General features: G+C 49.8%; 23 protein-coding genes. 11 read left to right on the top strand and 12 right to left on the bottom strand.

Features of this window, described 5'->3' with window-relative positions:
* Positions 1 to 27: 27 nt before the first annotated feature.
* Positions 28 to 387: a DUF413 domain-containing protein gene (gene maoP / locus CBE68_RS04170; protein WP_087504906.1), complete on the bottom strand. Its 360-nt coding sequence runs from the start codon at positions 385 to 387 to the stop codon at positions 28 to 30.
* A 149-nt stretch (positions 388 to 536) separates the two neighbouring features.
* Between maoP and CBE68_RS04175 the strand changes: the two genes are divergently transcribed.
* The 4 genes from CBE68_RS04175 to CBE68_RS04190 all read left to right on the top strand — a co-directional run bounded on the left by CBE68_RS04175 (position 537) and on the right by CBE68_RS04190 (position 2,876).
* The gene (locus CBE68_RS04175) at positions 537 to 1,436 is read left to right on the top strand and encodes a LysR family transcriptional regulator (RefSeq protein WP_087504802.1); all 900 of its coding nucleotides are present in this window, start codon (positions 537 to 539) and stop codon (positions 1,434 to 1,436) included.
* Between the two features lie 91 nt (positions 1,437 to 1,527).
* Complete coding sequence (locus CBE68_RS04180; protein WP_087504803.1) at positions 1,528 to 1,779, top strand: TIGR03643 family protein; 252 nt, start codon at positions 1,528 to 1,530, stop codon at positions 1,777 to 1,779.
* A 147-nt stretch (positions 1,780 to 1,926) separates the two neighbouring features.
* A complete protein-coding gene (locus tag CBE68_RS04185) occupies positions 1,927 to 2,244 on the top strand; it encodes a heavy metal-binding domain-containing protein (RefSeq protein WP_087504804.1) in 318 nt (105 codons plus the stop codon).
* A gap of 194 nt (positions 2,245 to 2,438) precedes the next feature.
* On the top strand, positions 2,439 to 2,876 hold the full coding sequence (locus CBE68_RS04190; protein WP_229744632.1) for a GNAT family N-acetyltransferase: 438 nt from the start codon (positions 2,439 to 2,441) through the stop codon (positions 2,874 to 2,876).
* A 12-nt stretch (positions 2,877 to 2,888) separates the two neighbouring features.
* Here CBE68_RS04190 and CBE68_RS04195 read toward each other — a convergent pair whose 3' ends face one another.
* From CBE68_RS04195 to CBE68_RS04220, 6 genes are all read right to left on the bottom strand, one after another.
* A complete protein-coding gene (locus CBE68_RS04195) occupies positions 2,889 to 3,092 on the bottom strand; it encodes a hypothetical protein (protein ID WP_087504806.1) in 204 nt (67 codons plus the stop codon).
* A 293-nt stretch (positions 3,093 to 3,385) separates the two neighbouring features.
* A complete protein-coding gene (locus CBE68_RS04200; protein ID WP_087504807.1) occupies positions 3,386 to 5,167 on the bottom strand; it encodes an ABC transporter ATP-binding protein in 1,782 nt (593 codons plus the stop codon).
* Positions 5,164 to 6,549, bottom strand: a complete 1,386-nt coding sequence (hutW, locus tag CBE68_RS04205) for a heme anaerobic degradation radical SAM methyltransferase ChuW/HutW (RefSeq protein WP_087504808.1) — start codon at positions 6,547 to 6,549, stop codon at positions 5,164 to 5,166. The genes CBE68_RS04200 and hutW overlap by 4 nt, the downstream gene beginning before the upstream one ends.
* Before the next feature lie 77 nt (positions 6,550 to 6,626).
* Positions 6,627 to 7,157 carry a pyridoxamine 5'-phosphate oxidase family protein gene (locus CBE68_RS04210; RefSeq protein ID WP_087504809.1) on the bottom strand — a complete coding sequence of 177 codons (531 nt, stop codon included), beginning with the start codon at positions 7,155 to 7,157 and terminating at the stop codon, positions 6,627 to 6,629.
* Positions 7,158 to 7,174: 17 nt separating this feature from the next.
* Positions 7,175 to 7,591, bottom strand: a complete 417-nt coding sequence (gene hutX, locus CBE68_RS04215; protein WP_087504810.1) for a heme utilization cystosolic carrier protein HutX — start codon at positions 7,589 to 7,591, stop codon at positions 7,175 to 7,177.
* Positions 7,592 to 7,644: 53 nt separating this feature from the next.
* Entirely contained in the window at positions 7,645 to 9,681 is a 2,037-nt protein-coding gene (locus CBE68_RS04220; protein WP_087504811.1) for a TonB-dependent hemoglobin/transferrin/lactoferrin family receptor, read from the bottom strand.
* A 271-nt stretch (positions 9,682 to 9,952) separates the two neighbouring features.
* Between CBE68_RS04220 and CBE68_RS04225 the strand changes: the two genes are divergently transcribed.
* From CBE68_RS04225 to CBE68_RS04255, 7 genes are all read left to right on the top strand, one after another.
* The gene (locus CBE68_RS04225; RefSeq protein ID WP_087504812.1) at positions 9,953 to 10,723 is read left to right on the top strand and encodes an energy transducer TonB; all 771 of its coding nucleotides are present in this window, start codon (positions 9,953 to 9,955) and stop codon (positions 10,721 to 10,723) included.
* A gap of 31 nt (positions 10,724 to 10,754) precedes the next feature.
* The gene (locus tag CBE68_RS04230; protein WP_087504813.1) at positions 10,755 to 11,306 is read left to right on the top strand and encodes a MotA/TolQ/ExbB proton channel family protein; all 552 of its coding nucleotides are present in this window, start codon (positions 10,755 to 10,757) and stop codon (positions 11,304 to 11,306) included.
* Positions 11,303 to 11,713 (top strand): ExbD/TolR family protein, encoded by a 411-nt coding sequence (locus tag CBE68_RS04235; protein WP_087504814.1) that lies wholly within the window; start codon positions 11,303 to 11,305, stop codon positions 11,711 to 11,713. The genes CBE68_RS04230 and CBE68_RS04235 overlap by 4 nt, the downstream gene beginning before the upstream one ends.
* Complete coding sequence (locus CBE68_RS04240; protein ID WP_087504815.1) at positions 11,710 to 12,561, top strand: heme/hemin ABC transporter substrate-binding protein; 852 nt, start codon at positions 11,710 to 11,712, stop codon at positions 12,559 to 12,561. The genes CBE68_RS04235 and CBE68_RS04240 overlap by 4 nt, the downstream gene beginning before the upstream one ends.
* Positions 12,561 to 13,589 (top strand): FecCD family ABC transporter permease, encoded by a 1,029-nt coding sequence (locus CBE68_RS04245; RefSeq protein ID WP_087504816.1) that lies wholly within the window; start codon positions 12,561 to 12,563, stop codon positions 13,587 to 13,589. Before CBE68_RS04240 ends, CBE68_RS04245 begins: the two co-directional genes overlap by 1 nt.
* A gap of 1 nt (position 13,590) precedes the next feature.
* Positions 13,591 to 14,349, top strand: coding sequence for a heme ABC transporter ATP-binding protein (locus CBE68_RS04250; RefSeq protein WP_087504817.1), 759 nt, complete (start codon positions 13,591 to 13,593; stop codon positions 14,347 to 14,349).
* A gap of 1,134 nt (positions 14,350 to 15,483) precedes the next feature.
* Complete coding sequence (locus tag CBE68_RS04255) at positions 15,484 to 16,737, top strand: sugar efflux transporter (protein WP_087504818.1); 1,254 nt, start codon at positions 15,484 to 15,486, stop codon at positions 16,735 to 16,737.
* Here the strand turns inward: CBE68_RS04255 and CBE68_RS04260 are convergent.
* The 5 genes from CBE68_RS04260 to rnm all read right to left on the bottom strand — a co-directional run bounded on the left by CBE68_RS04260 (position 16,700) and on the right by rnm (position 20,997).
* Positions 16,700 to 17,584, bottom strand: coding sequence for a WYL domain-containing protein (locus CBE68_RS04260; RefSeq protein ID WP_087504819.1), 885 nt, complete (start codon positions 17,582 to 17,584; stop codon positions 16,700 to 16,702). The genes CBE68_RS04255 and CBE68_RS04260 overlap by 38 nt on opposite strands.
* An 82-nt stretch (positions 17,585 to 17,666) precedes the next feature.
* Positions 17,667 to 18,344 (bottom strand): SMC-Scp complex subunit ScpB, encoded by a 678-nt coding sequence (gene scpB, locus CBE68_RS04265; RefSeq protein WP_087504820.1) that lies wholly within the window; start codon positions 18,342 to 18,344, stop codon positions 17,667 to 17,669.
* Between the two features lie 306 nt (positions 18,345 to 18,650).
* Entirely contained in the window at positions 18,651 to 19,505 is an 855-nt protein-coding gene (locus CBE68_RS04275) for a segregation and condensation protein A (RefSeq protein ID WP_087504822.1), read from the bottom strand.
* Between the two features lie 3 nt (positions 19,506 to 19,508).
* On the bottom strand, positions 19,509 to 20,129 hold the full coding sequence (locus CBE68_RS04280) for an L-threonylcarbamoyladenylate synthase (protein WP_087504823.1): 621 nt from the start codon (positions 20,127 to 20,129) through the stop codon (positions 19,509 to 19,511).
* 22 nt (positions 20,130 to 20,151) lie between these two features.
* On the bottom strand, positions 20,152 to 20,997 hold the full coding sequence (rnm, locus tag CBE68_RS04285) for an RNase RNM (protein ID WP_087504824.1): 846 nt from the start codon (positions 20,995 to 20,997) through the stop codon (positions 20,152 to 20,154).
* Positions 20,998 to 21,210 lie beyond the last annotated feature (213 nt).

Genomic DNA, 21,210 nt, shown 5'->3' on the forward strand with positions numbered 1-21,210 from the left:
TGTTGCTTCCTATTTGTTCAATCAGCACTAATCATCAAAATAGTCGTCAGAGCTCATTTCGCTATCATTATCTGCGATAGCACTTGGCTGTGATTTTTTACCACCACACAAACCATGAAATGCGCGATGACAACGGGCCAGCTTGATGTACTTGAGCCAAACTTTTTCCAACAGCGTTTGAGGCTCGGTCAATCCAGAAATCACTTCTACGAAATGCAGCTCTTCGGAGCCCATCGGTTCGAGCTGCTTTTGCTCCAATGACACCAAAGTGTGACCAAACAACGTTAACAAATCGGCTTCTTTGAGCGTGAAGTCGCCAGTTTTATTAAATCCCCGCGGGAACTTTACAAAGTCGTAGTAAGCTTTATGGCCCAATCGGATGCTCATTGCGTTGACCTTTTTTACAGATTGCCACGTCGGCATTGAGTGATGAATTGGGCGCACGATAGTGTTCTGTCATGGATCTGAAAAACGAATTATATTTGTCGTGACAACAACGACTTTTTATCAACATCACAGGGGCGAAAGCAGGTTCAATGGATGTAAAAGTATTCCGAACATTTTTGCAGTTAGCGGAGCAAAAACACTTTGGTAAAGCCGCTGAAAGCCTCTATATCACTCAGGCTGCAGTCAGTGCCCGAATCAAACAATTAGAGACCTTTTTCGATAATCAGTTATTTGTTAGAGAGCGCAATGCGATTCGATTAACCTCGGCTGGAGAGCGCTTAATCCCTTACGCCCAAGCCATGGTTCGCACCCTAGAGCAAGCAAAAACCGATTTAGCGCTGGCTTCAAATCAAAGTATTCAGTTAACGCTAGCTGGCACTGCCAACATCTGGGACGCTTTTTTACAGCATTGGCTGACTGTCGTCACCGACACGATGAGCGGCTATTCGTTCAGTGCTGAGGTGATGAATAGAGAGCAAATCCATCGTTCGTTGGTTGAGCGCACCTTAGATATTGGCATCAGTTTTGACCCGCTTAAGGCTGATGACGTGGTCAGTCAGCACATTGCTGATTTAGAGCTCGCGTTGGTAAGCTCTGAACCGACAAATATCGATACCGTATTTGATTCCCCATACATCTACGTTGATTGGGGCAATCGCTTTAGTCTTGAGCACGCCGACCGCCATCCAGCAATTGCGGCACCTTTTATGCGCACGTCGTCGGGACGAATCGCATTGGACTTCATTTTGAAAAAAGGAGGAGCGGCCTACTTGCCCTCTTCTGTTGTCGAGCCATTCATCACTTCCGAGCAATTGTTTGAAGTCCAAAACTCCGCGCGTTGGAGTCGCCCCGTGTATTTTTGCAATCGCCGACAAGCGGTATCAGCTCAGGCCATCAGTCGGGTTCGCGAACTATTCGGTCAAACCGAGCCTGAACCGGCGCAGTTATTCCAGCAAGCCAGTGAGGCGACTAGCAACAGAGAGTGTTGATTAAGAGCTGTAGCTATCCCCCGGCGGGGTCGGCGTTAATCCAAACATGTCCTCTGCTCGTATCGACAACTTTATTGTCGAGTAATGCCTTATGAAGCTCACCGAAGACAACGAATCTCGGATCATAGAGATGGCGTGGGAGGACAGAACGCCATTTGAAGCAATCGAACATCAGTTTGGCCTGACCGAAACTCAGGTTATCCATTTCATGCGAACAAAACTCAAAGCTAGTAGCTTTAGGCTTTGGCGCTCAAGAGTGTCTGGGCGGAAAACAAAACACCTTCGCCTCCGCAGCAACAAAGTAAACAGAGCCTACTGCGCGACGCAATACAAGCACCGCTGAACCAAGCGCATCATCAACGGCTTGCTCAGATCAACGAATGGCACACAGCAATGCCAACACCGCTCAGGTATAGTATGGAAACATATTGCCCTGAGTGTGTTGGTCTAAACGCCAACCTAAGAACACCAATTTTTCAAGGACGCTGCAATGATTTACTCAACCATAGAGACCATCCCCGGTCGTGAAATACAAGAAACCGTTGGTGTTGTTACCGGCAACGTCGTTCAAGCCAAACACATTGGCCGCGATATTATGGCCGGTTTGAAAGGAATTGTTGGCGGTGAAATTCGCGGCTATACCGAGATGCTAACCGAGGCGCGCGACGTTGCCATTCAACGCCTTATTGAAGATGCCCGAGGCAAAGGTGCAGATGCGATTGTCGGCATCCGCTTTACCACCAGCACAATTATGGATGGCTCATCAGAAATCATGGTGTTTGGCACAGCAGTTAAGCTCAAACCCTAGCTCCCAAAACTGCATCCCCCTTTTGCCGACTTTCAGTTTTCGGCATCGGGGAATTATTTTTAGCGAGAAGCCTCGTTCAATCACATCATAGCTAAGCCTAGTTGACGCAAGCACGGTAACCTTACTAACCCTCTTATCCTTGTTCCTCTCGTTTGACTAGCGACTTATTGATAACAACAGATTGGAGTAAACCAATGACTAGTAAGATGCTTGAACTTGTTGAGGCCCAAGATTTAACGGCAGCAGCACAGTTCACCCTTGACAACATGGCGCCCTACTACGCCATGTACGGCGTTGACTGGGAGCTAAACGATGTTTATCAGGCGACCAAAGATCTGGTGAACTTCAATATCGTCTTTAACGGCCAGCATATAGGTGTCGTTCGATTATCGTTCGAAGGTGACTGTTGCCAACTCCGCGATATTCAGATTGGCGCGGCACATCAAAGCAAAGGCTTTGGAGCTCAAGTGATTGCCATCGTAATGGCCATGGCTGAGCGCCGCCGGCTTGCTGCAGTCGAGCTAAAAGTCTTTCAGCGCAGCCCCGCCCATAAGCTCTACAGCCGGGTTGGTTTTAGGGTCGTTAATAAAGACGATCGTTTCTATTACATGCGCCGTAGTACTGCCGACTAACGACAGATAGCGTTAGGTAGCCTCTCGTTTAATATGATTCAGCCGCTGTCTGGCTTGATGCAGCAAGACATTAAACTCGCGGACTTCATCAAACCCATCGCCGTGGGTTTCTTCTGCTAAACGCTGGCCCATTTCCTGAACGACAACAAATAGGTCTGCCAACTCGTATATGGTTTCGCGCCGCTCGCGCTGAAGAATTTCTTGATTGTTGTCCATGCCTCAACTCCCCGCCAAGGAGAAAAAGTCCCGTTAAAGTTTAGCCAAGACCGAGCGGTCCGGTGCGAATAATTCTTGGGGTGACTTGATAGTAGTCAATGATGCTGCCGAAGCTTGTTGTTGAACAATCTGCTCCTCTTTCTGAGTCAGATCACCGAAGAGTTTAACAGCAGGCAGCAAGTATCGCTGTGAGGTGCTTCAGCCGGCATGGATACCGGATGTAGAGCGATCCAAGGATGGACTTGAGCGTCACCGAATGGTGATGCTTGGTGGCTGCCAGACATTGTTCCAAGTCAGACCTGCGAACCATACAGCGTTTGATACAAGCCGGTCTCGGTAAGTAACTGCTGATGAGAGCCGCGCTGGCTGATCTCACCATCGTCAAGCACAAAGATCTTATCCGCCTGCTCAATTGCACTAAGTCGATGAGCAATAATCAAAGTCGTTTTGCCACTCAAAAAGCGTTGCAAATTAGCCAACACCTTGGCTTCGGTAGCAACATCCAGCGCCGATGTTGCTTCATCAAGCACCACCACTTTCGGATCGCTTAATACCATTCTAGCGATAGCTAAACGCTGCCGCTGACCACCCGATAAACGCACCCCATTACGACCCACCATGGTCTCTAGTTGCAGTTCTTGATCGCGAACGAAGTCATCAAGCTCGGCAATCGCCAACGCTTGCCAAATAGCATCATCGCTATGAGCAGCCCCCATGGTCAGGTTCGCTCGCAAACTGGTGTTAAACAATGCCGGTTGTTGTAACACAGTGGCAATGTTGGCACGCACTGCTTCAACGCCAACCTGCTCGATAGGATGGCCGTCATATCGGACCGTGCCAACTTGTGGTTGATATAAGCCAAGAAGCAACTGCACCAGTGTCGATTTACCACCGCCACTCATCGACACCAAGGCCGCGGTTTTGCCAGCAGGAATGGTCAAGTTGACGTGTTTCAATACTGGCGGCTTATCACCGTAGGCAAAATCAATCTGGTCGAAACTCAAACCAACCGTCGATGCGCGAGCAAACGGATCCACTTGCCCCTTTTCAGCCACTTCACTGGGCAAATCCAGTACGGCATTCAACCGTGCCATCGCCGCTTTGGCACCAAACCAGGCATATTGCATGTTCAGCAATTCTTGCACGGGCCCCATCATGAACCACAAATACCCGAACACCGCGAACATCTGGCCAATGGTCAAATCCGAGAGCAACACCATCATCATGGCGACGGCGCGAAACACTTCAAAACCAACCAAAAACACAGTGAAGCTAAAACGGCCCATCGCTTCTGTTTTCCATTGCGAAGCGATAGCGCGGTCTTTCAATTCGATGGCCGCTTGGCCGACTTTGGCAAAGTAGTGGCCATCACGACGAATAGCACGTAATTGGTGAATAGCATCCAGCGTTTCAATCAAGGCGCTTTGAAATGCTTCGGTGGCTGCGTTCTCTTTCACCTTGAGTTGCTTGACCCGTTTGCCAAACAACTGCGAAAAGTAAATCACTATCGGGTTAAGCAGTAAGATGAACAGCCCAAGCTGCCAACTAATCGCTAGTAAAATAGCTGCCACACCGACCAAAGACAGTGCCGCAACAAGAAACTTCGACACCGAGCTACTAATAAACTGATCGAGCGTATCGACGTCGGTAATGCAGCGTGCACTGATACCGCCAGAGCCTTGCGTCTCGTATTGCTGCAACTGTACTTTGGGCAAATGAGCCAACAAACGTTGACGCACCGATAAACAGATTTGCTTGCCGATAATGGTAAATTGCCTTGATTGCAGCACCGTCAGCACTAAAGACAACAAACGGAGCATTACTACTGCCAGCAAGATCGCCGCAATATAGCCGCCATTGGAATGCCAGCTATCTGGTAGCACCCAGTTCATCCACTCGACCGCAATACCGGGTTGATTGAGCAACACTTCATCAACCATCAACGGCATCATTAATGGGATAGGCACACTGATCAACGTTGCCAGAATCGCGATGATATGAGCTTTGATAAGTGTTGGTTTGTGACCTTTAATTTGCTGCCACAAACTGGCCCAACTGATGTGATAATTCGTCATGCTGCTGATTCGCAAGCCTCTACTGCGTGTTGATTGATGCTTAGGTATTGCAACATACCATTGGCCATGTTGACCGACCAGAATTTACCGGCCGTCGTCAATTCAACGCAGTCTTGCCCTGCTTGGATGTTCGCTTTAGCTAATCCATGTTGTTGCCATTTAGCAAACAGCGGTTGTGCCGCGCGATAGCGTGCAGCACCAATTTGCGCGGGGTTGATCAGCCCTTTATCACAGGCGCCAACGAGCGCGGCATCTTCAAGGTGATTGGCCGATTTAGCCATCATCATTGCCGCTGGCCATTGGTTTTGTTCGATTGCTTGCTGCCAAGGCTCAATATCGCGCGATTGCATGTAACTAAAGCCCCCCATGTTGCCCCCTGCTCCGGCGCCAACAGCGAGAATCTCAGCACCCGACTTGGCGAGCGAGTTATAGCGACTACGTTCTTTGTCACTGGTTGCCCAATGGCAATAACTTAATTGTTTTAAGCCATGTTGAGCAAAGTAGCGACTGCCTTGCTGATACAACAACGCGCGCTGCGGCGAATCCATTGGTTGCTCAATTCGGCCTTTCTCTAAATCGCGCTCAATGCCTGAGCCTTTAAATTGGATCAGCTGATACAAATCTACGCCATCAACGCCAGCGCTTAGGGTATCTTCAAGATCTTGTTGCCAACTATCGGCGGTTTGATGAGGCAAACCATACATCAAATCGATGGCAATTGTGGCTGCATTGCGGGCCGTCAATTGCTTCAGTTGCGCCAGCAGCGGTTCGCGATCATCCAATCGCTTAGCGGCGCGACGAACCTGCGTATCAAAGCTTTGCACGCCGAATGAAAAACGATTAAAGCCGCCTTGCAAGGCGCTATCGAACTTTTCATCATCAAACTTATTTAGTCGTCCCTCTAAGGTCATTTCGCAATCGTCAGCCAATGGCAAACTTTGTCGAATCCGTTGGCCTAGCGTTAATATTTGTTGTGCCGTTAAATCAGTTGGCGTGCCACCGCCAATGTAAACCGCATCAAATGGTTGTGTTTGTGACCAGGGCTCTGCCGCTTTACGGGCTAAATCAAGCAATAGCAAATCAAAGTAATTTGCCATCAGCTCAGCAGATGCAGCGTATTTGAAGAAGTTACAAAAGCTACAACGAACTCGGCAAAATGGAATGTGGACGTACAAAGCACGCCCTTTAGCGCTAACGGTGGTTTGATTCAACAACGCGGAAAACTGTTGTTGCGCTGCTCCTTGCGCCAGCGGTGGTGTACCGCCACGACCAGCATGAGCACCAGTTTTAGCGCTAAACGCATATTGCAAAGGCGATGGCGATGGGCGCCCGGTCATGGTTTCGGTAAGCGTTAGGGAACAAAAATCAATAGGCGTCGACATCACATACTCCGGATTGGACAGACTGTGCTTATGTCAAAGCCGGCACGCGACCGGCTTCGAGAGCAAAAAAGTGGAGGTTAAGCTTCAGCTTCCTCGCGCTTTTTGTGGCCATCGCGCATGTGCACAATTTGTTCACCCAGCAAGCCTTTACCAGAGAACGCGAAAGCACGACCAAAACCTTTGACAAAACGACCGCTAATCGGCTCTAGGCGGAACATTTTGAAGTCACCTAACTGGCTTAAATTATTGACCAACTCGCCATGACGATTCACTAGTTGTGCTAATCCGTGCTGCCACTCGTCGCTGTCTACAGCCAACAGGTTGGCTTGCACTTGATAGCTCACTCGCAGGCGTGCAAACAGCTCTTTGGCGCTGTCTTCATCCTCAATCACTAGCACTGAGGCAGTCGGATTAACTTGCAGGTTCACCGCGTGAACAGCAATTTCACTGAGCAACACATAAAAGCATTCATCACCAATGGCAAACGGTGCATACGACGCGTATGGGCTGCCGTCTTTAGTGATCGATGATAAGAAAAAGCTCTTACGGCTATCGAGTAGTTCTTTAATCTCTGGGCCAACGCGGCCGGCGATGCGTTCACTCGTCATGTTCTCTCCAAGTAGAATTATGCTGGCTGCAAGCCATTCGCTTTGATTTGTCGGAATTGTTCTAGTTGTTCGGGGTGAATGGCATGGCTGTCATCACGTCCCAAGTACACTTTAAAAATGGCCTGACCTTTACGATCTTCAAACACAAAAGCGAAGCTATCGGTGCCGCGATGCTTGCGCTCCATCAGCCGAATCGATTCGATGGCTTGCAGTTTAATGTGGCCGCTAAAGCCCATTTCGCCAAGGGCTAGGTTGTAATATCCTTCGGCAATACTGCCAGCTGGGAAGACGCCTTTGAATTCAAACACACATCCAGCAACAATGACGATGGTGGTGGTATTACGCCAAGTGGCAAGCTCGGTCATTAGTGCTTGTGCCTGACTGCCTGGTAGCACTGTTGCTACTTCTGACGGTTCGACTGTTTGTTGTGTCATAACTAATTCCTCGACATAAAATCCCTCGCTCTGCGAGGGCATAAACGAATCGCTTAGAAACTGTATTTGGCGGACAGAATCACTTCCCGGCCTACTTCATCAAGTTCACTCCACGCTTGGCGGTAGTGGCGATCAGTGATGTTGTTGACGGTCAAATCAATTTTCAGCGCAGCAAAAGAAGCTGGCTGATAGCTGATATATAAATCACCCACGGTGTAGCCGTCGTAAGTGGTGCCATCGACATTCGCTTCATACTTGGTTTTGTTCTGATCTTTGGCGTGAGTGACCCGGACGCCAGTGGTCAGTTGGCTGTGCCAAAAACCATAGCTGAGATCAGCAGTTAGGGTATCGGCGGGAATATCAGTGAGATCATCATTGGAATTGTCATCTTCGCCACGAACAATGCCGTATGCCAAACTCGCTTTGAATGCTTGGTAGGCATAATTGGCCGAGATCTCAAAGCCCTTGATCGTTGCTTCATCAACGTTGTACCAATAGGTTTTGCCGGGATCCATTTGTGGTCCAAACACAGGATCAGTGACAATTTGCTGAATGAAATCGTCAACTTTGTTTTGGAATACAGACGAATGAATTTGCAACGAGTCGTCTTGACCAAAGACCCCATTAAATTGCGCTTTTGCCATTAATTCAGTATTGGCAGCTTGCTCGGGTTTGAGATCCGGGTTTGGCTCAAAACTATTACAGAAGCCGGGGAACATACAGAAGTGATAACCGGTGGAATATAGCTCTTCTGAACTTGGCGCTCGAAAAGCACGATCATGACGTAGCGTTAGTTCAAGCCAATCTTGCGCTTGCCAAATGATTGCCGCCGACGGGTTAACGTCATTGTCAGACCGATCTTCACCTAAATTTTTGGCTTCGGTTGAGAAGTAATCATAACGAACGCCAGCTTCAACACGCCAACCTTGGGCAACTGGATAGCTGGCTTGAACAAAGCCACCAAAGATATCGGTGTCTGCATCCGGTGGCGTTGGTCGATTATCGCCGCCGCGATCTGCTGAGAACTCTTCGCGATGGCCGTCAATGCCATACAACAAGGTGACGTCGCCAACTTGTGACACGTTATTGAGGTTGATGCCGTAAACATCCAGCTCAGTCTTGTCAGTACGACCGTCGCTGATGCGCTCTTCATCCATTTCAACACTATTCCAGTAGGCTTTAACCTGAGCATTGAGTAATGGCGAATCGGTATTGATTCGATAGTCGACAGCAGCATTGAGGGTATCTTGGTCACGACCAATCATAAAGTTGGACGAACCATTCGGGTTGGCGGAAGCATTCGATGGCACCGAACCTTCAACATTGGCGGCTCGAACGTTGAATTCCAACGATTGGGCATCATCAAGCTGCCATTGCGCTTTAGCAAGCATGCCTTTATTTTCAGAGCCCGAGCCCACCAACGATTCGCCATTACCCAACTCGGCATCGTTGGAGTCACGGTAGTAGGCGCTGAACAACAAATCGACACTATCAGTGCGCCCTGCCACCGCCGCAGTAGTTGTGGTTTGGTCATTGTTGTCGTTAAACCCGGTTTTTACAAAACCGCCGATGTTCTGTTCCGGCGCTAACAGATCACCCGCAGAGACGGTGTTTTGCGATACCACACCGGCAACAGCGCCAGAGCCCCACAAACTACTCGCCGGGCCTTTGACCACTTCTACACTGGTCAGCAACTCTGGTTCGAGGAAATACGATGGCCGGTGGCCCGATTCAAACACTTGACGAACACCATCAACTGTTTGCAGCACTTTATTGCCTGACAAACCACGAATATTGACGCTCTGATTATTGGCCCGTGGACCGCCGCTGACGGTAATATTGGGCTCATGAGCGACAGCTTGGGCGACAGATTGTGGCTGAATCGTCTCCAGAGTTTGTTTGTCGACCACCGCCACTGGACGAGCAACATCGTCGATGTTCGTTTCGATTCGGGTGGCACTTACCACCACAGCTTTGACCTCAAATACTGACTGTTCGGAAGATGCTGATTCAGACGCTTGATTCTCAGCAGCGACGGCTGCACCACAAAGAGCGGCACTAATACAAAAAGCTAACGGCTTAACGTTCATAACTAATCCCAAAAACTTTCGAATACAGAATCCTGGCTTGCATTGCGTGGCAGTGAGAGGCGCTCAGCCGACCACATTTGCTTTCTTCAAGAAGCAATTGGCGGCAATCCTACCGGCTATATTTTTAAATGTAAATGCGGATCGTTATCATTTGCATTATTTATTAAATTAATTATGATGACTTCAGGTTTGCCATAAACAGCGATTGCTGAGCGACCGCAAGGGCCTTAAGCGGCTGTTTGTATGATGGATAAAGTAAAGCGACTAGGACATGACGATTTACCTGAAACGACACTGGCCACTGCTAAGTGGTCGCGCATTAATGATTGCTAGCGCAATCCTTGGCCTGTTTTGGGTGTCGATGGACGTCACCCCTGCGCCTCTGTCATCACCAATGGGAATGCGCGCAGCAGTCTCAGTTCAAGTCAACATGATATCGGCAGCAACATCCACCACTGCGCCAAAAGCAACAGTTTCGGAGCCATTGGCCGAGAAGAGCCCAGCGCCAGAACCATTGCCTGCAATTGCAAACAAGCCGGCCGCTCCGGCCCCAAACGACAAGGAAATTGTTCAAACGATCGAGGAAAAACCAGCGCTCAAACCGACTAACACCACCGAACTAAGCGAAACATCGACAGATGATAAAACCATCGCAGAAGTGCAAGAACAAGAAGTTGTCCAACAAGTCACCGAGAACGAACAAGATTCGGAACCGCAGAACGCGGTTGCCAGTAACAATCAAGCGGCTGGCGCCCACCAAGAGCCTGTCTTTGTTGAGCCACTATTTGCTGCCCCACCAACGCCACCACGGTATCCAACAATTGCCCGTAAACGCGGCCAACAAGGTGTGGTTTGGGTGGATGTTTGGCTGGATGAACATGGCCAGCAAACCCAAACCACAGTAAGTCAAAGTTCCGGGTTAAACAGCCTCGATGAATCGGCCTTAGCTGCGGTCGGCAACTGGCGTTTCAAGCCACACCAGATTAATGGACTGGCGATAGCATCGCGAGTGCGTATTCCAATCGAATTTTCATTGCAGTAACTAACTGTACGAACCAAAGCGAAAGAGAACTATGAGCAGTTATGCATTTTTACAAGGGCAACTCGGCCCTCTGACGATGCCACTTATGTTGTGTGCCCTACTCGCAACCATGATTATCATCGAACGACTAATGGTGCTGAGTATGCGTAGCGCCCAACGAACACTGTCCAATGGTGGAATTGCCCTACTACAAAGTCACAGCAATCAGCCCAAAGCGCTACGCGAAGAGATTGTCGCGGTTTGGCTTACAGGCCAACAACGCAAGTTAGCTAGCGGCATTCGAGTTCTACAAATTGTCACTTTGGTCGCGCCACTACTGGGTTTACTTGGCACTGTGATTGGCCTGATTCAAGTGTTTGACACCATTGGTGACCATAGCGGCCCCATCGAACCTGCGCTACTCGCTGAAGGGTTGGGCATGGCAATGAAAACCACAGCCGCCGGTTTAATTATTGCGGTACCAGCGATGCTTGGTGCCCATGGATTTCAATTGTGGGTCGATAAGCTCGTTGCTCGTGCCGAACACGCGATTAACGTTTCAAGCTTGAAGATCGATGGCGTCGGCACTGAGGCATTGGCATGATCCGCAGCCAACAACAAGCACCGATAACCACCCAGCTGGAGCTCACACCACTGATTGATATCGTCTTTATCGTCGTGGTGTTTTTGCTGCTAACCGCCAACGCTAGGCTGTTGTCTTTGCCGGTCGATATTCCTACCACCGATCAAGCCGAACAAGCATCGCAAATACCGCAGAGTTTGACCCTAACGTTGCAATCACATGCGCCGATGTTTGCGATTAATCAGCAAACCTATGAGACATGGCCGCAATTCGAACAAGCCCTAACGCCAATGCTCGAAGACAAAGAACAAGCGGTCACTATTGCGGCAGATCGCCAAGCCGATGTCGAGCCGCTACTGAAGTTGCTGGCACTACTCAATCAACAACAAATCACCAACACCCAAATATTGATGGAACAACAACCATGATCGCTAAGACTCGCGCCCTTTTATTTCTTTCCTTTGTCAGCTTCGGGTCGTTATTGTGCCTCACTGCAACCGCCAATCCTCAGCAACATCGGCTCATTGCAACCGACGCTGCGGCCACTAGTTTGGTGGTTGAATTTGGCCTGCTTGATCAATTAGTTGCAATCGATGTGACGAGCCAATTGCCTAACGGAGCAGACAAGCTGCCTAACATTGGTTATCACCGCACCTTGTCCGCCGAGGGCTTGCTCAGTCTTAATCCAACCACAGTGATTGGCAGCGAGCATATGGGGCCACCCGAGACTATATCGGCGTTGAAACAAGCCAATGTCAGACTATTGCAGTTGTCCGGTGCGTTAACGCCAGCACAGTTGCGCAATAACATTCAGACTACAGCGCAGGCACTGGGAGAAGCTCAGCGTGGTCAGCAGTTACTCGACACCCTAGCCAACAAAGAATCCCAGTTACAACAAGCTGCACTAACCGGCCATAGAGTGGCGTTCATTCTGGCAATGGACCCATCAAAACTGCGTCTAGCTGGCGCTGGGACAGCAGGTGCTGCCTTGATTGAACAAATGGGCGCGAGCAATGTGGCCGACTATGACAATTATCGCAACGTGTCAGCAGAATCATTACTTAGCATGGCACCGACTGTGATCTTGGTCGCGGGTCGCGCGCAGCAAAGCGCTGTTGCCGATTTAGTAGCGGCCAATGGCATTATCAGTCACACCCCTGCGGGCAAGCACAATCGAATTTATGCCGTTGATAGCAGTACCTTGGTCGCGGGGTTAAGCCTGGGTGCTATCGACGAAGCGGTGCGTGTTCAACAACTGGTAGTGGCATCAAACTAATGCGTTGGCCTGCTACTTACACTGCCAGCTCGTTGTTGCTTGTCATCGCTGCAGGCATGACGCTGAGCTTGATTTCTGGCGCGATGGCATTGCCTGCCAAAGAGAGTTTACTGGCGTTATTCGACCATATCACCGGCTGGCAGCAACCACTCAGTCAACTGGCCCCGCATGAGCAAGTTGTCGTCATGGAATTACGCCTACCACGGCTGTTACTGGCTTTGTTTGTCGGTTTTATTCTCGCGCAATGTGGCGCAGTGATGCAGGGGCTGTTTCGTAATCCGCTGGCCGATCCGGGCATCATTGGCGTGTCGTCAGGAGCGGCCGTCGGTGCAATCGTCGCAATCGTATTGTTTCCATTGGCTTGGGGCGCATGGACCATTCCCGCTAGCGCCTTTGTCATGGGTTTGCTAACCACCTTGCTGGTATACGGATTAGCCCAATCCAAACAAGGTACTTCAGTGCTGATCTTGCTACTGGCTGGCGTTGCCATCGCCGCATTCGCTGGTGCAGCAATCGGTTTTTTGAGCTACTTCGCCGATGACCAAAGTTTGCGACAACTGACCACATGGCAAATGGGATCACTCACTGGCGCCAATTCCGCTAATTTATGGTTGGCATTTGCCACCGCCGTGATACTTGCCGTGGCGTTTCAATCCCGGGCAGCAGCGCTCAACGCATTGTTACTCGGCGAAGCGGAAGCTCGCCATTTGGGCATTGCAGTTGAGCGCTTGAAGCTCGAATTGATCGCGCTTACCGCAGTAGGTGTCGGAGTCACGGTTGCTTGTGCTGGCATCATCGGCTTTATTGGTTTGGTGGTGCCTCACTTGGTGCGCCTTACCACTGGCCCCAATCACCTGACATTATTGCCACTTTCTGGTTTGCTCGGCGCAGCTTTGCTGATGATTGCCGATCTGCTGGCCCGCACTTTGGTACAACCGGCTGAATTACCAGTGGGTTTATTGACCGCGCTGCTCGGTGCCCCTTTCTTCCTTGCCCTTTTGATCCAACAGCGTAAACAGTGGAGCTAACATGCTAACTCTGAACAACATTAGCTATCGCGTTGGTCAACGGCAGTTGCTTGAAATTGATTCGTTGACCATTAACGGGGGCGAGCTAAGCGCGTTATTGGGCCCCAATGGCGCCGGAAAATCGACCTTACTAAAAGCCATCAGTGGGGACATTACCGCAGGCGGAATCATAGAATTGCACGGCAAACCCATGGCGCAATGGCCTTCGCTAGAGCGCGCGAAACATGTTGGCGTGTTGCCGCAACAAAGCCAACTGACTTTCCCATTTTCAGCACTGGAAGTCGTAGCTCTGGGATTAACACCGCTGACCCTGTCTAAACAGCAAGGTCAGCAAGCGATCGAGCAAGTGATGACGGAGACCGACTGCTTGCGCTTCGCCAAACGTTCGTTTCCGTCGCTATCTGGTGGCGAGCGACAGCGAGTGCAACTAGCTCGTGTGTTACTGCAACTGAGTCAAGCACACACCACTCCTCTGCTGTTGTTGGATGAGCCAACTTCAGCTCAGGATTTAGGCCAACAGCACCAGATCTTAGCGCTGGCTCAATCTCTCGCCCATCAACGCGGCTTCGCTGTCCTCGCGGTACTGCACGATTTGAATCAGGTATTGCAGTACTGCGACCATTGCGCCTTACTCGAAAGTGGCAAAGTCGTCTCTCAAGGTAGCCCAGAAGTAGTTTTGGCAACGGATACAATTGCCCAATACTGGCAGCACCAGGTTGAACGAGTTGAACTCGCCAATGGCCGAGTTGCGGTGTTCTAGCTGAGCAGCAGGCTGAATAACTTGTTGGCTTCTACACTGGACGGACTTGAGCGTCATCGAATAGCGATGCTTGGTGGCTTCCACGCACCGTTCGGAACAAATAATTCAACAACAAGACGCCGTAAAATCATCCCTGATGGCTCTGCTGCTGCGTCCTGCAGCAGAAGCTTGTTGTTGAACTATTTGCTCCTCCTTCCAAATCCCGCTGACGACTCCGCTAAAGAGCCCTCGTCGACAACGAACAGCTAGTTATTCAGAAAGCTCGGATTGACTGCCGCCTTTTGAGAAGGCATCAAGTATCGCTGTGAGGTGCTTCAGCCGGAATGGATGCCGGGTGTAGAGCGTTCCATGGATGGACTTGAGCGTCACCGAATAGCGATGCTTGGTGGCTGTCACGCTACCTTCGGAACAAATAATTCAACAACAAGACGCCGTAAAATCATCCCTGATGGCTCTGCTGCTGCGTCCTGCAGCAGAAGCTTGATGTTGAACTATTTGCTCCTCCTTCCAAGTCCCGCTGACGACTCCGCTAAAGAGTCCTCGTCGACAACGAACAGCTAGTTATTCAGAAAGTTCGGATTGACTGCCGCCTTTTGAGAAGGCATCAAGTCTCGCTGTGAGGTGCTTCAACCGGCATGGATGCCGGATGTAGAGCGCTCCATGGATGGACTTGAGCGTCACCGAATAGCGATGCTTGGTGGCTGTCATGCACTGTTCGAACAGATAGCCCCTTCAGAGAAGGCATCAAGTCTCGCTGTGAGGTGCTTCAGCCGGCATGGATGTCGGATGTAGAGCGTTCCATGGATGGACTTGAGCGTCACCGAATAGCGATGCTTGGTAGCTGTCATGCACTGTTCGAACAGATAGCCCCTTCAGAGAAGGCATCAAGTCTCGCTGTTAGGTGCTTCAGCCGGCATGGATGTCGGATGTAGAGCGTTCCATGGATGGACTTGAGCGTCACCGAATAGTGATATTTGATGCCTTCTGTACACTAATTAGAATCGTTACCAGTAACGTATTTGATGCTGCGATCAAACACAGTTTTTGATTGCAAATTGAGCAAATAGCAATAAAATGTATGCGCTTTCTTTCACATTTTTTCTTGAGCCATACTCGTAGGCTTGGCACTATTTAATGAAGATGAGACTTTTTTCAGCACTAGCAACGCTACAAGGCGATGCTGGGCGACTTTTCGTGGTCAACAGCCTAACGGCTATGTCATATAGCCTGATCATGCCGATCATGAGCTATTTCTTGATCAAGCACCTGCAAACGCCACCGTCATACATCGGCATCTACACGATCGCAACAGCTCTCTCGGGCATTTTGTTCAGCCAGCTTCTTGGCAACTTGTTAGACCGTGGCAAACCCGGCTTACCTTTGTTTACCGCGGCAATGGTTTCTGCGCTGCTTGCTGGCGTAGCATTCGCTAACGCCACTAATTTCTGGCAAGCGCTGCTTGCCGGTATTGTCCTGATGGGGTTTGCCAGCGCCAGTTTCCCGCTATTGTTAGCCATGATCCGCAACTATGCAGACAACAGCGGTAAAAACAGTTTAGCGATCAACTCACAAATGCGATGTGGTGTGTCATTGGTGTGGATTATTGGTCCAACCATGGCCTTTACCACTGTCGACTTGCTGGGCTTTTCGGCCAATTTCTATCTATCAGCTTTGCTGTGTTTGCTGGTCATTGTCATGGCTTGGACCTGCCTACCAAGTCTTACCATGGTGAAAAAACCAGATGCTGTCGAGCAACCTAAAGGTACTTTGTCGTTGCAACTGTGGCTGCTCGGCGCGGTGATGATGATGGGTAATCTGGCAAACACTTTGTATCTCACCGCATTGCCACTCTACTTAACGGAAGAATTGGCGCTGCCAGTGTCGCTACCGGGCATGCTGATGGGGCTCACAGCTGGACTCGAAATTCCAATCATGCTGTTAGTACCGCGCTGGGCGGCACGCTTCGGCCAATACCGTATTTTTGCCATCGGCTTTGGTTTCGCGTTGCTGTTTTATGCTGGGCTACAAATCGCCGAGTCGCCGTTGCATTTGTTTGTCCTGCAAGCATTCAATGCTATTTACTTTGGCATCTTTGCTGGACTGGGCATCAGCTTGATTCAGGATGCCGCTAGCACTCGGTTAGGTTTTGCCTCGGCGTTTTACACCAATACCATGCGCACCGGCATGATGTGTGGCACTGCGTTAGCTGGTTTGCTGGCACAATTTTGGAGCTTCAAACAGGCTTTACTGGGTTCTGTCGTTGCAACTCTGCTAGCCATTGGTGTGATGTCTTGTATCGTCTGGTTGCGTCGTCGCAGCAGCAACGACAACAATCCAATGCAAGATCAGACTACTGACGTTGACGCAATCGGTAGCCCGGCGCAATAGCCAGCTCTTCAATACCATCGAGCACTTTACTGTTGCGCAAATACAATTGATACTCCGGCCCACGCAAACTTGCCATGCCGGAGCAATCAACGTTCCAACGCCGCAATAGATACCCTGCCAGCGCCACTTTGGTGTTAATCATCAACACCCCGTTGTCCATACCGTAATCCATCTCAATGGCTTGTGGATGCTGGATATTGGCTGGATGGGCGACTAACTCCAAGGTCAATGGCGCTTGCCAATGGGTGTCGTAACCGGACATTTCAACTTCATCGACAGTCTCTGCCAACACCTCAACCTTGCTTAGTCGGGTGAGAACAAAATCTCGGAATGATTCGGTTTTGCGATCATAGGCTCTAACATGCCAACGCAAGCCATTATCGACAATAGTATGCGGTACTAATTCGCGCTCACTGGTACCACTACTCAGCGAGGTGTAAGTCACTCGCACTGGCCGTTTATTGATCACTGCTTGTGACAAGCGCGCCACGATAAAAATATCAGGTACATTGAGCTGAGTCGGGGCTGTGACAGGAAACTGGACATCGCCAACAGCATCAAAACCATCGGAAATTTGATAGGCAATTTTCATCAACGAAGTGCGTGGGTCGTGATGGTAAAGTGGGCTGAACTTATTGGTGATAAAGTACTTTTTTTCTGCGTTGTCGTACGCCATGTTATTTGGCGCTGACTCTTTGTAGAGCGATAAATCGCGACTAGCGGCAGCTAAACCCAGTTCAAAACGATTGACGATTTCACTGCGAGTTACAAAACCGGTGAATAGTAACTTGAAATCGATGTAGGCAAGGCGTTGTTTTTGCGAGAAGTTAACTTGTTCCAGTGTCACTGCAATTCCCTATTCAGATCCGGCGAGGTGCCAATTCAGTAAGAGCTACAGTGTGTATCATTTTGATACGAGCATCAAGTGGTCAGTTTGGGTCTTTAGCGACCGCCTCCGCAACGACGGAAAGTTCTGTATTGGCGCGCTCTGTTTTAGCCTTAGCTTCTGTTTGGTTGCTCGATTCAGCCTCGTTAAGTAACGGATATTCGTTAGCCAACGCCAGTTCCCGAGCATTTTCGGGCATATCAAGTTCAGGTAAGTCACTGAGGCTTTTGAGACCAAAATAGTCAAGAAATTCAGCAGTTGTTGCCCACAACGATGGCCTTCCCGGCACTTCTTTATGGCCAACAGACTTAATCCACCCGCGCTCTTGCAAGGTTTTCATGATTTGCGATGACACCGAAACGCCGCGCACGTCTTCAATTTCAGCCCGAGTGATCGGCTGACGATAAGCAATGAGTGACAAGGTTTCGAGTGTCGCCCGGGAATAGCGTGGCGCACGTTCGGTCCACATCAAGGCAATTTGTTCACTGACCACGGGGGCTGTTTGAAAACGGAAACCCGAAGCAACTTCAATTAGGTTAACCCCTCGCGATAAGTAGTCTTGCCTGAGCCGCTCAAGCGCTTCGCGGATCCTTGGCAGTGGCACCGCGAATTGCTGCAACACCGAATCACGCAATGCCACCGGCGTCATCGGTTGATCAGCGACAAATAAGGCTGCTTCAATCACTTGGGCAAGTTGGTCGTCGTTAATCGGTTTTGCCATTTTCTGCTGATAACTCCGGTTTAATCGCTGTCGTTAGTTTTTGTTAACTAGCGTAAACAATTGCTTGTATTAGTTAAATAGCCCGAGCAATCGGCTGTTTTAATTAAGTAGCCCAAGCTATCGCCAGCAAAATTCGACATCACTATAGAAGGCCAAAAGCTTACGTTGAAGGGTTCTATGGTTTGTTGTGTGAGCTTCTGCTGCATGGATGCAGCAGTAGAGCCATCAGGGATGATTTTACGGCGTCTCTCACAACACACCATAGAGCCTTTCATAACTACAAATTTCAGCAGCATCTAAACGGCATCACGCAGCCTTCGCTCGGACATGGATTTGGCCAAACTGTTCAGCTTGAGTTAGCTCTAACAGCTGCTCTTTGGCCAATTCCAAAATGGCCAAAAAGGTGACTACCACACCACCCTTGCCTTCTTCTAAATCAAACAGTTTATCGAAGCTGACAAATTTTCCGTGCTGCAGTGTTTCCAACACGCGAGTCATGCGCTCACGAGTTGATAGCGCTTCGCGCTCGACCTGATGATGGTCAAATGCCTGCGCTCGTTTGACCACACCAGCAAATGCCATCATTAGATCGTCCAGCTCCACATCCGGCAACAACTTGGTCGGCTTAACTGTGTCATCAAGCTCGGCTTTGGCGCAAAAGAAATCTCGCTCATTGCGTGGCAGCTGCTCAATTTCCTCGGCCTTGCGCTTAAACAGCTCGTACTCTTGCAAGCGCCGCAACAACTCTGCGCGTGGATCAGATTCCTCTGTCTCATCGTCTGAGTGGCGTGGCAATAGCATGCGCGATTTTAGTTCAGCTAATAGTGCCGCCATGAGGAGATAATCAGCAGCTAATTCCAGTTTCAGCTCTTCCATCAGCGCGATGTATTCCATGTATTGCTCGGTAATTTCTAGCACCGGCAAATCAAGAATGTCGAGCTTATTACGTCGAATGAGATACAGCAGCAAATCCATTGGTCCTTCGAATACGTCGAGGATAACGGCCAATGCTTCCGGCGGAATATAGAGATCTTGAGGTTGGTCAGTAAACGCCTCGCCGCGAACATAGCCCAGCGGCAAGGGTTGTTGTTGCGTCGGGCTTTGCGTTGATGTTTCGGCTTGCTTACTGGCTGATGCTTGCAGCGGCGCAACCTCGTTCATGGCTTAGGCAAACACGTCTGGATCGCCCTGGCCCACTCGCGCGATCACAGGTTCATCATCACTGAAATCCACCACTGTGGTTGGCGATTCGCCAAGGTGGCCACCATTAATAATCAAATCAACCTGATGCTCGAGACGATCGCGAATTTCCTCTGGATCAGATTCGGCAACGTCGCTGTCTGGCAGGATCAAGGTCGTCGACATCAGCGGTTCACCGAGGGCTTCAAGCAATGCCAAGGCAATGGTGTTGTCCGGCACACGAATACCAATGGTTTTCTTTTTCGGGTTGAGTAACCGACGTGGCACTTCCTTGGTGGCTTTAAAGATAAAGGTGTAAGCACCCGGCGTGTTATTACGGATCAAACGAAACGCCGAGTTTTCTACTTTGGCGTATAGGCTTAGCTCCGATAGGTCGCGGCACACCAAAGTAAAATTATGATCTTTATCGATTTTACGGATCCGGCAAATTCGCTCTAGTGCTTTCTTGTCACCAATATGGCAACCAATGGCGTAGCCGGAATCTGTCGGATAAATCACTACGCCGCCATTGCGAATAATGGCAGCCGCTTGGTTAATCAGTCTCGCTTGAGGGTTGTCGGGATGAACATAAAAAAATTGACTCATGGCCGGGTTCCTGTTGTTTTGTTCACGCCTGCGTTGGTGTTAGCCAGCCGTCCCAAACGGGAGTCAAGTCTGTCGGGAGTTCAAGACTTCGGCCTAATTCTCGGCGCCCGGCAGGAAAGTGAAAATCAGAGCCCTGCGAGGCGAGTAAATTGTATTGTCTGGCTAATTCGGCCAACTTCTGGCGTTGCGCCGGTGTTTGCTGGCATTGTGCCACTTCAATGGCATCGCCGCCAGCATCACTAAATTCATCCAATAACTTGATCAGCCAATTGCCGGCCAACTGGTAATCCAGTGGGTGAGCAAGAACCGCCCGTCCCCCTGCGGCTTGAATAGCTTCAACAGCTTCGGCAATTGAACACCATGGTGGCGCAACGTAGGCATTTCGGCCCTTACGTAAATACTTTTTAAAGGCTGTTTTCTCCAAGCTGACCCAACCTTCCTTGACCAGCAGTCGAGCAAAATGAGACCGTGTCACTTGCCCACCCAAAGCAAGGGACGACACTTTAGACCAGCAATTTTCTAGCCCTTTGCGTTGAAGACGGGCAGCGATCGTCATCGCTCTGGTAAGGCGCCGCTCAGCTTGTTGTCCCAACAAGGTTGTGATCGCCGGATGCCGAACATCAAAGTTCAATCCGACAATATGTATTTCCAAGCCGTGCCAAGCACAAGAAATTTCTACGCCATTGATGATTTGGATGCGAGGGTTTACCGCTTCGGCAGCTTGTCGAAGTTTAGCAATACCCTCAATGGAATCATGATCGGTCAGTGCCATGACATTGACCTGCATATTGCTGGCGCGCAAAAGCAACTCCTGCGGCGTCAAGGTGCCATCAGAGCATGTGCTGTGACAATGCAAATCAATTTTCATGGGGTATCAGTTCCCACTCTCAAGTTAAGCTCCCTCATGGACGGCCTTAAAGGCTGATGGTAACCGCACTAACAAAGCCCTGCAAAGTGATTTGATAGTTGCTATCGACAACGCCCCCGAATCAAACCCTTGGTTGCGCAATCTCCATGGCTTAAACGCTCATTCATCGAGCGTTGTGAAAATCACTAACTCACTAGTTATTTTAACCAACTC

The organism is Neiella marina, assembly GCF_002165625.1.
In the GTDB taxonomy this organism is placed as follows: Bacteria; Pseudomonadota; Gammaproteobacteria; order Enterobacterales; family Neiellaceae; genus Neiella; species Neiella marina.